This is a genomic window from Roseburia sp. AF25-13LB, from assembly GCF_003478915.1.
Classification (GTDB): domain Bacteria; phylum Bacillota; class Clostridia; order Lachnospirales; family Lachnospiraceae; genus Roseburia_C; species Roseburia_C amylophila.
Genome location: NZ_QUFO01000001.1, coordinates 339271 through 355367, shown reverse-complemented (window position 1 = coordinate 355367; position 16097 = coordinate 339271). Strand labels below are relative to the sequence as shown.

At 38.3% G+C, this 16097-nt stretch carries 19 protein-coding genes; 18 read left to right on the top strand and 1 reads right to left on the bottom strand.

Going from position 1 to position 16097, the window contains the following annotated elements; all coding sequences use genetic code 11:
• Positions 1–4: 4 nt before the first annotated feature.
• The 10 genes from mreC to DWY37_RS01745 all read left to right on the top strand — a co-directional run bounded on the left by mreC (position 5) and on the right by DWY37_RS01745 (position 9051).
• On the top strand, positions 5–862 hold the full coding sequence (gene mreC / locus DWY37_RS01790; RefSeq protein ID WP_117698377.1) for a rod shape-determining protein MreC: 858 nt from the start codon (positions 5–7) through the stop codon (positions 860–862).
• Positions 862–1380, top strand: a complete 519-nt coding sequence (mreD, locus tag DWY37_RS01785; RefSeq protein WP_022243808.1) for a rod shape-determining protein MreD — start codon at positions 862–864, stop codon at positions 1378–1380. The genes mreC and mreD overlap by 1 nt, the downstream gene beginning before the upstream one ends.
• On the top strand, positions 1373–4234 hold the full coding sequence (locus tag DWY37_RS01780; protein ID WP_118540679.1) for a penicillin-binding transpeptidase domain-containing protein: 2862 nt from the start codon (positions 1373–1375) through the stop codon (positions 4232–4234). Before mreD ends, DWY37_RS01780 begins: the two co-directional genes overlap by 8 nt.
• Before the next feature lie 18 nt (positions 4235–4252).
• Positions 4253–4930 (top strand): septum site-determining protein MinC, encoded by a 678-nt coding sequence (minC, locus tag DWY37_RS01775; RefSeq protein WP_117841052.1) that lies wholly within the window; start codon positions 4253–4255, stop codon positions 4928–4930.
• Between the two features lie 22 nt (positions 4931–4952).
• The gene (gene minD / locus DWY37_RS01770; protein ID WP_022243811.1) at positions 4953–5744 is read left to right on the top strand and encodes a septum site-determining protein MinD; all 792 of its coding nucleotides are present in this window, start codon (positions 4953–4955) and stop codon (positions 5742–5744) included.
• 13 nt (positions 5745–5757) lie between these two features.
• A complete protein-coding gene (gene minE / locus DWY37_RS01765) occupies positions 5758–6033 on the top strand; it encodes a cell division topological specificity factor MinE (protein WP_117698374.1) in 276 nt (91 codons plus the stop codon).
• 27 nt (positions 6034–6060) lie between these two features.
• Positions 6061–7173 (top strand): FtsW/RodA/SpoVE family cell cycle protein, encoded by a 1113-nt coding sequence (locus DWY37_RS01760; RefSeq protein WP_117698373.1) that lies wholly within the window; start codon positions 6061–6063, stop codon positions 7171–7173.
• Between the two features lie 4 nt (positions 7174–7177).
• Positions 7178–7573 carry a methylglyoxal synthase gene (locus DWY37_RS01755; RefSeq protein WP_022243814.1) on the top strand — a complete coding sequence of 132 codons (396 nt, stop codon included), beginning with the start codon at positions 7178–7180 and terminating at the stop codon, positions 7571–7573.
• A complete protein-coding gene (locus DWY37_RS01750; protein WP_118540681.1) occupies positions 7557–8549 on the top strand; it encodes a D-alanyl-D-alanine carboxypeptidase family protein in 993 nt (330 codons plus the stop codon). The genes DWY37_RS01755 and DWY37_RS01750 overlap by 17 nt, the downstream gene beginning before the upstream one ends.
• A gap of 82 nt (positions 8550–8631) precedes the next feature.
• Positions 8632–9051, top strand: a complete 420-nt coding sequence (locus DWY37_RS01745) for a twitching motility protein PilT (protein WP_117698372.1) — start codon at positions 8632–8634, stop codon at positions 9049–9051.
• A 65-nt stretch (positions 9052–9116) separates the two neighbouring features.
• On the opposite strand, the gene DWY37_RS01740 is transcribed toward DWY37_RS01745, so the two are convergent.
• Entirely contained in the window at positions 9117–9329 is a 213-nt protein-coding gene (locus tag DWY37_RS01740; protein ID WP_022243817.1) for a DUF378 domain-containing protein, read from the bottom strand.
• A gap of 91 nt (positions 9330–9420) precedes the next feature.
• On the opposite strand from DWY37_RS01740, the gene DWY37_RS01735 reads away from it, so the two are divergent.
• From DWY37_RS01735 to DWY37_RS15770, 8 genes are all read left to right on the top strand, one after another.
• Positions 9421–10797 carry an HlyD family efflux transporter periplasmic adaptor subunit gene (locus tag DWY37_RS01735; RefSeq protein ID WP_118540683.1) on the top strand — a complete coding sequence of 459 codons (1377 nt, stop codon included), beginning with the start codon at positions 9421–9423 and terminating at the stop codon, positions 10795–10797.
• Between the two features lie 59 nt (positions 10798–10856).
• Complete coding sequence (locus DWY37_RS01730) at positions 10857–11549, top strand: YggS family pyridoxal phosphate-dependent enzyme (protein WP_117841055.1); 693 nt, start codon at positions 10857–10859, stop codon at positions 11547–11549.
• Between the two features lie 19 nt (positions 11550–11568).
• Positions 11569–12090, top strand: coding sequence for a cell division protein SepF (locus DWY37_RS01725; protein WP_117699220.1), 522 nt, complete (start codon positions 11569–11571; stop codon positions 12088–12090).
• 36 nt (positions 12091–12126) lie between these two features.
• Positions 12127–12879, top strand: coding sequence for a YlmH family RNA-binding protein (locus tag DWY37_RS01720; protein ID WP_118176843.1), 753 nt, complete (start codon positions 12127–12129; stop codon positions 12877–12879).
• Positions 12880–12941: 62 nt separating this feature from the next.
• Positions 12942–13463 carry a signal peptidase II gene (gene lspA, locus DWY37_RS01715; RefSeq protein ID WP_118540685.1) on the top strand — a complete coding sequence of 174 codons (522 nt, stop codon included), beginning with the start codon at positions 12942–12944 and terminating at the stop codon, positions 13461–13463.
• A 15-nt stretch (positions 13464–13478) separates the two neighbouring features.
• A complete protein-coding gene (locus DWY37_RS01710) occupies positions 13479–14399 on the top strand; it encodes an RluA family pseudouridine synthase (protein ID WP_117841057.1) in 921 nt (306 codons plus the stop codon).
• A 180-nt stretch (positions 14400–14579) separates the two neighbouring features.
• Complete coding sequence (locus DWY37_RS01705) at positions 14580–15209, top strand: cytidylate kinase-like family protein (protein ID WP_022243824.1); 630 nt, start codon at positions 14580–14582, stop codon at positions 15207–15209.
• A gap of 707 nt (positions 15210–15916) precedes the next feature.
• Entirely contained in the window at positions 15917–16084 is a 168-nt protein-coding gene (locus DWY37_RS15770; RefSeq protein WP_158575628.1) for a hypothetical protein, read from the top strand.
• Positions 16085–16097 lie beyond the last annotated feature (13 nt).

Genomic DNA, 16097 nt, shown 5'->3' with positions numbered 1-16097 from the left:
TAAAATGAGACGTAGACCAAAACATCAAATTCCAACAAAGTATATATTATTGTCCATGACCGCATTATGTATTCTGGCAATGTATGTCAGTTTTTCATTGAATCTTGGTGGTGGACCGTTGAATTCGATTGCCGGTGCAATTTTTGAACCAATGCAGAAGGGAATCAATTATGCTGGTACATGGCTTTCTGACAAGGCAGATAATTTAAAAAATCTGAATGACGTCATGGAAGAAAACGAACAGTTGAAGGGACAGGTAGAAGAACTGACCAACGAATTAAACACCATTAAATTAGAACAGTATGAACTGGATAATTTAAGGGAACTGTTAGCTTTAGACCAGCAGTATTCGGATTACAAGAAAACCGGAGCAAATGTTATCGGAAAGGATCCGGGCAACTGGTTTTCCATCTTCACCATTGACAAAGGCTCCAAAGATGGAATTGAAGTAGATATGAATGTCATTGCCGGAAACGGACTGGTAGGAATTGTTATTGATGTGGGACCACATTATGCAAAGGTGCGTTCTGTGATTGATGATTCTGCCAAGGTATACGGCATGATATTAAATACGTCAGATAACTGTATCATAAATGGTAATCTTCAGAGTATGAATGAAGACCAGGTAATCGAGTTCTCCGGATTAAACGACAGTGAGAACAAGGTTCAGATAGGAGATCAGATTGTAACTTCCAATGTCAGTGACAAATATCTGCAGGGCATTCTGGTTGGATATGTCAGCAGTATTTCGGAAGATTCCAACCACCTGACCAAATCAGGAACCATTACTCCGGCAGTTGACTTTGAACATCTTCAGCAGGTTTTGGTTATACTTGACAAAAAGGAAACGGGGTCTGATTGATGAGAAGAAAAATCACCGTTACATTAATTATTATTGTATGCTTTTTATTGCAAAGCACATTATTTAAGGCGTTATCCTTTGCGTCTATTTCTCCGAATCTTTTGATTGTGGTCTGTGCATCTTTTGGATTTATGCGCGGAAGAAAAGAAGGGATATTTATCGGTTTCTTCAGTGGACTGCTGATAGATATCTTTTTTGGGGAGATGATTGGATTTTATGCCCTTTTATATATGTATGCAGGCTTCTTAAACGGATGCTTTAAGAAGATGTTTTACCCGGACGATATTAAGCTTCCAATGCTTTTGATTGCCGGAAGTGATTTATCTTATAATCTGTTTATCTACTTTTTCCGGTTTTTATTCCGCAAGCAGTTTGCAATTGGATATTATATGTTACACATTATCATACCGGAACTTGTATACACGCTTTTGATTTCTGTAGTTTTATATTTCATTATTTTGAAAATTAACCAGCGGTTAGAGCGTATTGAAAAAAGGAGTGCAGCGAAATTTGTTTGATACACTGAAAGAAATACTTCATAAAGTTGCAAAATCAAGAATATTTGTACTCTGCGTTGTCATGATTCTTTTGTCATCGACTCTGATAGGCAGACTATTTTACCTTCAGATTATCAAAGGTGAAGAGTATCAGGATAATTACAGTTTAAAAATCCAGAAACCACGTATCTTAAATGGTTCCCGTGGCAATATTTATGACCGTAATGGTAATCTTTTAGCCTACAACGAACTGGCAAACAGCGTAACCATTGAGGATAATGGTTCTTATGACAAGACTTCAGAAAAGAATGAGGCTCTTAATACAGAACTTTACAATATTATCAAAGAGCTGGATAAAAACGGCGATGTCATTGAAAATGATTTTGAAATCGGACTGGATGATGACGGGAACTATTATTATACGGTAGAGGGAACCACATTAAAGCGTTTCCTTGCTGACACTTATGGACATTCTTCTGCAGATGATTTAGTCTATAATAAGAATCTGAAATATAACGAAGCAGAAGCAACCCCAAAGCAGGTAATGGATTATCTTTGCAGATCCAGTGACAAAAATGGCTATGATTTATCGGAAGATGATTATGCCAGAGAAGACTTATACCGGATTGTGGTATTGCGTTGTGCCATTGCAGAAAACAGCTATCAGAAATATATTTCCACAACCATTGCCCAAAATGTTAGTGATGAAACCGTAGCATATATTACAGAAAATATGAATGCATTGCAGGGTGTGGATATCTCGGAAGATACCATCCGAAAATATGTAGACAGCGAGTATTTTTCCCATATTATCGGATATACCGGAAAGATTTCCCAGGAAGAATATGATGAATTATCTGCTGATAATGATGAGTATTCTTTAAATGATGTCATTGGAAAATCCGGAATTGAGCAGGTTATGGACGAAACACTGCAGGGTAAAAAGGGCAGTGAAACCGTTTATGTAGACAGCCTTGGAAAAGTAATGGAGACAACCGAGCGGATTGAGCCACAGGCTGGAAATGATGTTTATCTTTCTATTGATAAAGATTTGCAGGAAGCGGTTTATAATCTTTTGGAACAGGAAATTGCCGGAATTTTATATTCTAAAATTGTGAATATCAAAGAATATAATACCGCAGCCGGAACAGCGTCCGATATTCTGATTCCAATTGATGATGTGTATTTTGCATTGATTAATAATAATGTATTGGATTTAAACCACTTTAGTACTGAAGATGCTTCCGATGTAGAAAAACAGATTTTCAGTGCCTTTGGAAGTAAACAGCAAACAGTATTAGCCCAGGTGGAAAGCAGCCTTAGCAGTTCAGCAGCAACTCCAGTGGATGAGTTGCCTGAGGAAATGCAGGATTATATGACCTATATTCCGAAAATGCTGGTCAATAATAAAATTTTGCTTACAGATTCCATTGACAAATCGGATGAAACTTATAAAAATTATGCAGGTAATAAAATCAGTGTAAATGAATATTTAAATTATGCTATCAGCCAGAAATGGATTGATATCACGAAGTTTTCCGTAGACGAGAAGTATTCTGATTCTTCCGAAATCTATGATGCACTGGTCAGCTATATTGTAGAAGAACTGGCATCAGATAAGGGATTTTCAAAAATTATGTATAAGTACATGATTCACGATGACCTGATTAATGGAACGCAGCTTTGTCTTGCACTTTTTGACCAAAAAGTGTTAAACTATGATGACACGGCAGTAAGTGGGTTACAGTCCGGCAGCATCAGTGCCTTTAATTTTATAAAAGAAAAGGTGAAGAATCTTGAGATTACACCGGCACAGCTTGCATTGGATCCTTGTTCCGGCTCCTGTGTCATTACAGATGTAAAGACCGGCGAACTGTTGGCCTGTGTTACTTATCCGGGCTATGATACCAACCGTCTGGCAAATACAGTAGACAGTAATTATTATAATTTGCTGTATCAGGATTTATCAAATCCGTTCTATAATAATGCAACACAGCAGACGACGGCACCTGGTTCTACCTTTAAGATGGTTACTGCAACAGCAGGACTTACTGAGGGTATTATTTCAACTGGTACAACTATTTTGGATAAAGGACAGTTTGAAGAAGTGGCAAATGGACCAAAATGTTGGATTTATCCAAGCAGTCACGGTTCCATCAATGTTTCAGAGGCATTAAGAGATTCCTGTAACTATTTCTTTTATAAAGTTGGTTACGATTTAAGTATGGTAAATGGAACTTATAATGAAGACCATGGTGTGGAAATGATTAATAAATACTCATCCATGTATGGTCTTGATTCTAAAACCGGAATTGAAATTGCAGAAAGTAAACCGAAGCAGACCACAGAGTTCCCGATTACTTCTGCAATCGGACAGAGTAACAACAGTTTTACTACGGTACAGTTATCCCGTTATGTAACCGCAGTTGCAAACAGTGGAACCGTATATAATTATACCCTGTTAAAACAGGTTACAGATTCCGATGGTAACGTATTAGAAACCTATGAACCGACCGTAAAGAACACGATGGACAATATTTCAGAGAGTACCTGGGATACCATTCATTCCGGTATGAAAATGGTGGTAGAAACACATGAACAGTTTGAGGGGCTTGGTGTGGATTCGGCCGGTAAGACAGGTACGGCACAGCAGGTACCAACCAGACCAAACCATGCGTTATATGTAGGATATGCACCATATAATAATCCTGAGATTTCCATTGCAACCCGTATTGCATACGGATATACATCAGCCAATACTGCAGAACTTGCTGCATCAGTATATAAATATTATTTCCATTTGGAGGATACATCTACCTTGTTAGATGGTCAGGCAGAAGATGTTGGAGCTGCTGCCAATGCCTTTAATGATTAAATGTCAGGAGGGAAGTATATGTCGCAACCAGTTGTTTTAAAGAGTAATCCCCATGGAATCAATCTGATTTTAGATGATAGAATTCCATTTCAGGAGCTATTAGACGAGATACTTCATAAATTTAAAGAATCCGACAAATTCTTTAAAAATGCCAGAATTGCCTTGTCTTTTGAGGGCAGGAAATTAAGTCAGGAAGAAGAACTTGCAATCGTTGATTTGATCAGTCGGAATACCAGCATTGATGTGGTATGTATTTTAGATAATAATTCTCTGCGGGATGAAATCTGTGCCCGAAAGATTCAGGAATTTGATGAAAGCCAGTCTGGAAGAACCGGTGAATTCTATAAGGGAACACTGCGAAGTGGACAAGTCATCGAATGTAAGACAAGCATTGTTATACTTGGCGATGTGAACCCAGGTGCAAAAATTATTGCAAAAGGAAATATTGTGGTATTAGGCTCGCTTCGTGGCAATGCCTATGCTGGAGCGGCAGGAGATGAGCATACCTTTGTAGCTGCCCTTGATATGGACCCGGTACAGATTAAAATAGGTAATGTAATTGGAAGAAGCTCTGACCGCGGACCACTGAGTGCCATTAAGAACCGGCGGAAGACTTTAGAACCGCAGGTAGCTGTTGTTATGGATGATTCCATACTAATCGAACCGATTACAAGTGGATTATTAATGAATATATAAGATTTAGGAGGAAGAATAAATCATGAGCGAAGTAATTGTTATTACATCAGGAAAAGGCGGTGTTGGTAAGACAACAACTACTGCAAATGTAGGAACCGGTCTTGCACAGTTAAATAAAAAAGTAGTATTGATTGATACCGATATCGGATTACGTAACCTTGATGTAGTTATGGGTCTTGAGAACCGTATTGTATACAATCTGGTAGATGTTGTAGAAGGCAACTGCAGAATCAAACAGGCATTAATCAAAGATAAGAAATATCCGAACCTTTTCTTATTGCCGTCTGCCCAGACCAGGGATAAAACCTCTGTTACACCGGAGCAGATGCAGAAATTAGTAGAAGAATTAAGAGAAGAATTTGATTACATATTATTAGACTGCCCGGCTGGAATCGAGCAGGGATTTAAAAATGCAATTGCAGGAGCAGACCGTGCACTGGTTGTTACCACACCGGAGGTATCTGCAATCCGTGATGCAGACCGTATCATTGGTCTTTTAGAGGCAAATGAGATTAAGAAAATCGAGTTAATCGTAAATCGACTGCGTATGGATATGGTAAAACGTGGCGATATGATGTCCATTGAAGATGTTCATGAGATTCTTGCTATCGATTTAATCGGTGCAGTTCCGGATGACGAACAGATTGTAATCTCAACCAACCAGGGTGAGCCGTTAGTAGGCTCTGACAGCCTTGCAGGACAGGCATATTTAAATATCTGTAAACGTATCATGGGAGAAGAAGTACCGCTTCTTGACTTAGAGTCTAAAAATGGCGTATGGTCTAAATTCGTAAGTTTATTTAAGAAAAACTAGGGGGATAATAATTATGGGATTCATGGATTTTTTTAAGAAAAAGAATTCCGGTAATGTAGCGAAAGACCGTCTGAAATTATTGTTGATTTCAGACCGTGCTGACTGCTCACCGGATGTAATGGAAAATATCAAAAACGATATTATCCAGGTAATATCAAAGTATATGGAAATTGATGCGGAAGGGCTTGATATTCAGATTACCCAGACCGAATCAGATGGTAATAACGGAGCTGTTCCGGCATTGTTTGCAAATATTCCGATTAAGGATTTGAAGCATTCCGGAAAATAATAGACTTCAGATTGGAAGTAGTGATTTATGTTAAAACAATACCGCTTAAGAGACTACCGTTTCCGACTGGTATTTTATGTGGTGGCACTGACCATCATTGGAATTATGGTAGTTGGCAGTGCAAAGCCTTCCGTACAGAATAAGCAGATTGCAGGATTAATCTTAGGTCTGATTGTAATGGTTGGTATATCGCTGATTGATTACAATTTTATATTGAAATTCAGTTGGATATTCTATTTTGTTAATGTGGCTTTATTGGCAGCTATCTTTGTCATTGGAGAAAAGACAAAAGGCGCGCGCCGCTGGCTGAAGCTTGGAATCCGCTTTCAGCCTTCCGAATTAGGCAAAATCCTGTTAGTTTTGTTTTTTGCCTATTATCTAAGCAAAAATAAAGATAAACTGAATAATATCCGGACGCTGTTTTGTACGCTGGTATTGGCAGCAGTACCGCTTCTTCTGATTTTTAAGGAGCCGGATCTTTCTACCACAATTGTTACAGCATTAATTTTTGCATCCCTCTTGTTTATTGCCGGATTAAGTTATAAAATAGTAATGGGTGTGCTGGCAGTGGCAGTTCCGTCACTGGTTGTGGTCTTAACGCTGGTATTACAGCCGGGGCAGAAACTTTTGACAGGAAATCAGGCACTTCGTATTTTAGGCTGGCTGGAACCCGATAAATATCCTAACATTGCATATCAGCAGCAGAACTCGATTATGGCAGTGGGCTCCGGACAACTTTGGGGCAAGGGACTTAATAATACGAATATTGTTTCTGTTAAAAACGGTAACTTTATATCAGAACCACAGACAGACTTTATTTTTTCTATAGTAGGTGAAGAGATGGGCTTTATCGGCAGTGTTATTATTATCGTATTACTGTTTCTTATTACCATAGAATGTCTGTTGGTTGCAAGACGTGCAAAAGACATGGCAGGCCGGTTGATTGCCAGCGGAATTGCTGCATTGATTGGTTTCCAGAGTTTTGTAAATATATGCGTTGTCACAGGCTTGATGCCAAATACCGGACTTCCACTTCCTTTTGTAAGCTATGGATTAACATCGTTAGTCACGCTGTTTGCGGGAATTGGTCTGGTAATGAATGTAGGGCTTCAGCCTAGAAAATATGGACAGGGGGACTAAACAAATGAATATCGGTTTGATTGCACACGACGCGAAGAAAAAGCTTATGCAGAATTTTTGTATTGCATACCGGGGAATTCTTTGTAAAAATGAACTTTTTGCAACGGGAACTACAGGAAGACTAATTGAGGAAGTAGCAAATCTGAATGTCCACAAATATCTCGCAGGTCATTTAGGCGGTGCACAGCAGCTTGGTGCACAGATTGAGCATAACGAGATTGACCTTGTGATTTTCCTGCGTGATCCATTATCACAGAAGTCACATGAGCCGGATGTAAACAGTGTAGTTCGTTTATGCGATATACACAATATTCCACTGGCAACAAATCTTGCTACTGCAGAGCTTTTGATTAAATCATTAGACAGAGGAGACCTTGAGTGGCGTGAAATGTATAAATAAACGTGTACTGGCAGGTCTGCTTGTTGTATGTGTGTTCATATCTGTAACGGGTTGTGGGAAAGCCAAAAGCGTTGTAGAGAATGGCTATCCGGTATATGGAGAAAGCAGCAGCATAAATGTGCTATCCGGTGCAGAGGATACGGTCAGCTCTTATTTTGGTGCCAATTTATGTGTTGGGGGAACTGAAAATATCGGACAGGAATCCGTAGAACATAACAGTGTGGCAGAGGCCGCCGGAGTATTTAACACGGCAACTAATACAATTACATATGCCCAGAATATATATGAGCGGATGTATCCGGCCAGTACAACAAAGATACTGACCGCTTATCTTGCTATCAAATATGGAAATCTCAGTGATGTGGTAACAATCAGTGACAATGCCGTAAATCTGGCATCTGATTCTTCTAAATGCGGATTGCAGGCGGGAGACCAGATGACTTTACAGGATTTACTTTATGGTCTGATACTGCGAAGCGGTAATGATGCAGCCATTGCAATTGCAGAACATATTTCCGGTTCCGTAGAAGCTTTTGTGGATTTGATGAATCAGGAAGCACAGCAACTTGGTGCAACCGGTTCTCATTTTATGAATCCAAATGGACTGCCGGATGAGAATCATTATACAACCGTTTATGATTTGTATCTGATTTTCCAAAAGGCATTACAGGACGAGACCTTTTACCAGCTGATTTCTACCAGTTCCTATACCACCAATTATACAGCGGCAGATGGCAGTGCTAAGACCCAGGACTGGAGCAGTACCAATCAGTATAAAACCGGTGAATCCAAATTACCGGATGGATTTACACTGGTGGGCGGTAAGACAGGAACCACCGGGGACGCAGGATTCTGTCTTGTGTTACTTACGGATAATGCCAGTGGACAACCGGTGATATCCATTGTATTAAAGGCAGACTGTAAATCCAATCTGTATCTTATGATGAATGAAATACTTGCCGGATGTGGTAACTAGGCATTGTATAAAGCAGCAACATATTATATAATGAACTTATATAGTTCTTCATTGAAGAAAATAATGTCTGGGAGGAAATGCGATGATTGAAATAATTGCAGGAGAAAAGGGTAAAGGAAAGACAAAAGTATTACTGGATAAGGTAAACGAAGCTGTAAAAACAGTCGGTGGCAGCATTGTATATCTGGATAAGAGCCAGAAACATATGTATGAGCTGGACAATAAAGTCAGACTTGTCAATGTTGCAGATTTTCCAATATCCAATTGTGATGAGTTTTTAGGTTTTATATGTGGTATCGTTTCATCTGATCATGATTTACATGAGATGTATCTGGATAGTTTTCTTACGATTTCCGGTATGAAGGACGAAGAATTTACCCATGCTATTGAAAAACTTGATGTCATCAGTGAGAAGTATAAAGTTAAATTTATTTTAAGTATTTCTATGGATGCTTCAAAACTTCCAGAATGTGCAAAAGCAAAAGTAGTTGTAGCACTTTAAAAATGCCTGAATTGGCAGTAAAAGCGGTGTCTTAAGTCCTTAAAATGCTTAAGACACCTTTTTTACTAAGCCTGTTCGATAGAGCGGATTCGTCCGTAGGCAGAAAGCAGATAAAGACCGCTGATTCCGACAAGTGCATAGATAATGCGGGAAAGCCAGCTCATATTACCAAACAGAAATGCCACCAGGTCAAATCGGAAGAATCCGATGAGTCCCCAGTTGATGGCTCCAATGATTACAAGTGTTAGTAATGTATAATCTAATCCTTTTGAACTCATAGCCAAAGTCCTCCTTTACTATGTAGTATGGTGCAAAGTGGATGACATTATACATCAATTTCTATTTATTCTTTATAAAGGCGGAACGATTGTGGCTGAAACAAAAAAGATTGTAAAGTATCGAAAACCATTTCATTTAAATATAGAGATTGTCATTTTTGTCATTATTCTTGTATATATTCTTTTTTATGTATTTTCTTATTTCACTGAAAAACACATTGGAATATATGAAGTGACCCAGGGTACAATTGCCGAGAATAATACTTATACCGGATTGATTGTAAGGTCAGAAAGTGTTTATACTTCCGACTATAGTGGTACCTTTAATTATTACATTGCAGACAATGCCCAGGCTGGCTGTAACAATATTATCTGTTCTGTGGATGAGACAGGCTCTGTCAGTGATCAGTTGGCGGCTGCAGCTGCTTCAGATACCACGGGGCTTGACAGTGATTATTTTAAAAATCTGAAGTCCAATGTATCACAGTTTACCCAGTCCTATGATTCATTGTCTTTTTATCATGTATATGATTTTAAAGAAAATGTAAGCTCTCAGGTCATGGAATCGGTAAATATGAGTGCATTATCCGATTTGACAGCATCCGGGGCAACGGCAAGTGATACTTTCCATATCAGTTATGCCCAGACTCCGGGGCTGATTGCTTATTATACCGATGGCTATGAAAATATCACGACAGATAATTTTACGGCAGATGATATTCAGCCGCTGGATTATAAGAAGACAACCATTAAAAATAACAGTACGATTGCTGCAGGTGACCCGATTTATAAGCAGATTACCAGTGAAAACTGGAATATCATTCTTCCGGTCAAGAAAGCAACCTATGACCGGTTAACAGACAGCAATGTTATTGAAATCAAATTTAAAAAAGACAATACGAGCTGCTGGGTGAATTATGAATTAAAAACCCAGGGGAATGATTATTATGTGATATTATCTCTGCATAATAACATGGTTCGCTTTGCAGGAGACCGTTTTACCGATGTGGAATTACTGCTGACAGAGCGGAGTGGACTTAAGATTCCAAATTCTTCCATTACGGAAAAGGCGTTCTATACTGTTCCGAAGGAATATTTTACCCGTGGAGGCGATTCTAACTCCTTAGGCTTATATGTAAGGGACAGTAAGACCAATGCTGTTAATTTCGTTGCAACAGCAATTTTCCAGGAATCCGAAACGGATTATTATATTGACGAAGAAGAAATTACTGCCGGCAGTATCATTCAAAAGCCGGATTCCAACGATACTTTTGAGGTGCAGGCGCAGTCCACACTTCAGGGTGTATACAATGTCAACAAGGGATATGCGGTATTCAAGCAGATTGATATTTTGTATCAGAATGAAGAATATACCATTGTAAAGGCTGGAACAGATTTTGGAATCTCCATTTATGATCACATTGCATTAGAGGGCGATGCTGTTTCCGAGGATGATTTGATTAATTAATATTGTTAAAAAAGTAACATTATCATAAAATGATATCATGAGATTAAGAGGTGTATAAAATGCTGAAAGAAAACTTAAAAGAAGTGCAGGAAAATATTTTAAAGGCATGTGAAAAGTCCGGAAGGAATCCGGAAGATGTAACATTGATTGCTGTCAGCAAGACCAAGCCGGTACCAATGCTGCAGGAAATTTACGATGAAAACATCCGTGACTTTGGGGAAAATAAAGTGCAGGAGCTGGTAGAAAAATATGATGAGCTTCCACAGGATATCAAATGGCATATGATTGGTCATTTACAGAGAAATAAAGTGAAATATATCGTTGATAAGGTCTGCCTGATTCATTCTGTAGATTCTTATCGTCTCGCTGAAGAAATTAATATTCAGGCAAAGAAGAAAAATATCACAGTTCCAATTCTCGTGGAAGTCAATATTGCTGAAGAAAGCAGCAAATTTGGTATTCATGCAGAGGATGCCATTGCACTGGTAGAACAGATTGCACAGCTTGAAAATGTACGGATAAAAGGACTTATGACTATTGCTCCGTTTGTAGAAAATCCAGAAGATAACCGTCAATATTTTCGGAATATCCGCCAATTATCTGTTGACATAGCCGCAAAAAACATTGATAATGTATCTATGAATGTCCTGTCCATGGGTATGACAGGAGATTATATGGTTGCCATTGAGGAAGGTGCTACAATGGTTCGTGTCGGTACCGGAATTTTTGGCGAAAGAAATTATAATAAATAAGTAGTTAGGAGAATGAACAATGGGTCTTTTTGATAAATTTATGGATGTTATGCGTTTGAACTCAGATGATGACGATGATGATTTCTATGATGACGATTATTATGATGATGAGGAAGAAGAAAAGCCAAAGAAAAAGCTTTTCCATAAGCATGAGGAAGAGGATGACGATTTCGATGAGCCTGTTGTAAAGGAGAAACCAAAGGCAGTCAGCAAGATTACTCCAATGCGCAGCAGCCGGAAGCAGAATGGTAATATGGCAGTCTGTGTGATTAAGCCAACCTCTTTTGAGGATGCAAGAGAGATTACGGAGACTCTTCTTATGAACCGTACCGTTGTATTGAATGTAGAGGGTCTGGATGTTGAGATTGCCCAGAGAATTATTGACTTTACCTCTGGTTCCTGTTATGCAATCAATGGGAATTTGCAAAAAATATCCAATTATATCTTTATTATTACACCGGAATCTGTTGATATTTCAGGTGACTTCCAGGAGATTTTAGACAGCTTCTCCGGTTCGTCCATTCAGACAGATTTTCGTTAATAGTATTACAATCAAAATATATGATGTGATATAGCTATGATGCAGGACGAACAATTAATAAAAAAACGCTTCCTGGACTTGTTCCAGCAGGCACAACGCAAGGGGATTGTCTGTTTCAGCGATTTTCTTACCCTGAATGAACAGAATATCTTAAATAGCTGCGCCGGATCATTGGGAATTACCTATGAATTATCGGGCGGCTGTTTTTATGCAGAGCGTCAGATAGCAGCTTTTCTTCCTGATGCTCTTTATTATGAATGGAGTTATCCGATTAAATGTATTGAAATTGCACCGGCTTATCCGAAATTTGCAGATACAATTTCCCACCGTGATGTATTGGGAGCATTGATGAATCTTGGCATTGCAAGAGAGAAGCTTGGAGACATTCTGATAAAGGATAATAAGGCTTACCTTTTTGTAAAAAGGGAAATTGCCGATTACATAGCCGAGGAACTTCAACAGGTATGTCATACTATAGTACATTGTGTTTTAGAAGAACCATCAGCTATGGCAGTGGAGCCAGAATTAAAAGAATTCGAAAAAATTGTGGCATCGAATCGCTTAGATAGTGTGATAGCTGCCATGAGTGGAAAATCAAGAAGCCAGTCGGTTGTGCTGATACAATCCGGTAAAATTTTTATCAATGGTGCAGAGTGTTTACATAACACATACTTATGTAAACAAAATGATGTGATTTCCATCCGCGGAACCGGAAAATTTATTTTTGATGGGGAAATTGGCACCACAAAGAAAAGTAAGATGAAAATCCGTTTCCGGCAGTATGTTTGATTAATGATGAAAATCCACTTCCGGCAGTATGTTTCATAAAAAAGACGAAAGGCGATAGATTTATGAATAAGAAAATTATGTATATAATTACTATATTGAGTACAGCAGTATTGCTTTTTCTCGACCAGATAGTAAAATATTTAGCCGTGCTTCATCTCAAAGGACAGGCTGCAATTCCAATTATTAAGAACGTTTTTGAATTGCAGTATCTTGAAAATCAGGGGGCAGCCTTTGGTATTATGCAGGGAAAGAAAACTTTTTTTGTGATTGGGACATTGATTTTCCTTGTAATAGTGGTAATTCTTTATCATAATATTCCACTGACGAAAAGATTTACACCAATCCGCATTGTTGCTGTACTGATTGTTGCCGGTGCTATTGGAAATATGATTGACCGTGTTGTACACCAGTATGTCATTGATTTCTTTTATTTTAAGCTAATTAATTTCCCAATTTTTAATGTTGCAGATATTTATGTGGTAGTAGCATGTATTCTCTTTATTCTGCTGATGCTGTTTTATTATAAGGAAGAGGAATTAGGTCAGATTTTCCCATTTATGAAGAACAAAAAAGCGGAAGAGTAGGGGGAAATTTCTTTTATGCATAAGGAAACTTTTGAAGTTACAGATGAATATGAAGAGGAACGTCTGGATAAGTTTCTGGCTGCTATCTACCCGGAACAGTCCAGAAGTTTCTTTCAGAAGCTGATAAAAGACGGGCTGGTATTGGTCAATGATGTGCCGCAATCAAAAGCAAATTATCGGATGCATATAGAAGATATGGTTTCTGTGACCATACCAGATGCGGTAAAGACAACCATTTTACCAGAAGCTATTCCATTAGACATCTTGTATGAAGATGATGATGTAATTATCGTTAATAAACCCAAAGATATGGTTGTACATCCATGTCCCGGACATTACAGCGGAACGCTTGTAAATGCAATCATGTACCATTGCAGGGAAAATCTTTCCGGAATCAATGGTGAAATCCGGCCAGGCATCGTTCATCGAATTGATAAGGATACCACCGGTTCACTGATTATATGCAAAAATGACCAGAGCCATCGTCTGATTGCAGAACAGATTAAAGTGCATTCCGTTAACCGGCTGTATCGTGGCATTGTAAAAGGCATTGTAAAAGAAGATTCCGGCACCATTGAAGGCGCAATCGGACGTCATCCAAAAGACCGTAAGAAAATGGCAATTAATGAACGAAATGGGAAAACCGCAATTACCCATTACCGTGTTATAGAGCGTCTAAAAGATGCAACTTATATGGAATTCAAACTGGAAACGGGACGTACCCATCAGATTCGTGTTCACATGGCAAGTATTGGTCATCCCTTACTGGGCGATACCGTATATGGCAGTCTGAAGAATCCATATCATCTGCAAGGACAGACCCTTCATGCTTATATCATTGGATTTGTGCATCCGACAACCGGAGAATATGTTGAGTTTAAAGCACCGATTCCGGAATATTTTGAAGATCTTTTAAATAAATTGAGGAAGAATTAATTCAGGATTCTTCTTCAATTTTTTATGCTTTCTACGGTATTATTTTCAGTAATATTTAGTGATTGACTGTTTTTAATTTTAAAAAATTTTATTTATTTTCAGAAAATACTAGGAATAATGCACTAAATATGTTATAATTCATCTATCAAGTTATATATTTTGCATAAAGAGGTGATTGCTATGGGAAATAATGTTGTTATAACCATCGGACGTGAATTTGGAAGTGGCGGAAGAGAAATTGGCAAGAAAGTTGCAGATCGTCTCGGCATAAAGTTTTATGATAAAGAGCTTTTACAGGAGGCTGCAAAAGAAAGCGGTTTCTGCCGTGAAATTTTTGAAAATCAGGACGAAAAGCCAACGAACAGTTTCTTATATTCTTTAGTTATGGATACATATTCCATAAATGGCTATTCATCCGCACCATTTTTAGATATGCCGTTAAATCACAAAGTATTTTTAGCACAGTTTGAAACCATTAAGAAAATTGCTGAAAAAGAATCCTGTGTCATTGTTGGTCGCTGCGCCGACTATGCACTGGCAGAAAATCCAAACTGCATCAATGTATTTATTCATGCTGACAAGGAATTCCGGACAAAACGTGTAGCTGCGGAATTGCAGGTAAATGAATCCAAAGCAAAGGATGCAATCCAGAAAAAGGATAAACAGCGTGCCAGCTACTACAATTACTATACCAGCAAGAAATGGGGCGACTCAAGAAGCTATCATCTGACCTTAGACAGCAGCGCTCTTGGCATTGATAAATGTGTAGAAATGATTTTACAGTATCGTGCATTATATCTTATGAAATAAGAACCAAAAAGCGCATGAACTTTTAAAGTATTCCAAAAGAAACTTTAGGGTTCATGCACTTTTTATTTTTCATTCATAGTTTTCACTCATTTGCTATAAAGCAGGAATGCCTATGTAAGTCAAAGGCATTTATGCGTGCGTCGGTGCTAATCGGCTTAAAATGGCAGCATTTATTCGTAAAAGCTGTGTTTTGCGAATAGATAACCTCGTACTCTTTTTATAGCATACCGACGCACAAAAGTCAACGTTTTATTTGTTCTAGCACATAAAATACAACACGTAAACTCTTGTATTCATAAATAAAAACGTTTTATGAATACAATTTTTGCGAGCAAAAACAAGGAGTTGACGCATTGATTTCTATGTGCAAAGGTAGGGAAAATCCAGAGATTTTCCCATAATAAAACCGTGTGTCAACACACGGTTGGAATTGTTGCTAGCTCCTGATGGGCGAGCTACTTCTTACATAAAAACCGAATTTAGTAAACGGTCAACCATTCGGTTGATTTTTTTAGGCCACAAAACCAGTGTCTAAAAAAACGTAGCCGTTGACAAAATTAGGCTTTTATATGCATGGGTGAACAAGCACAGCTTCCCAAAGCTGCGCTTTCGCCACTTCTCACCTTGTTGTCTCGGGATTACTGGACGCTCCACTACTAGATATGTTACAATACAATTATTCATTCTAATGATATAGGGGGTACATCATGAGCAAAAAAAACAGATTCAAAGAAATCAAAATTAAACCTAAAACATATCGTGTATCTGGTAGCGGGAACAAATCCGTTTTTACCGATATTTGTGGAATTGTTGCCACTTTTATAATCATATTATTTGTAATGTGGTTACGCAAAAATGGTTATATGATTTTTTAACATATCGCAACGC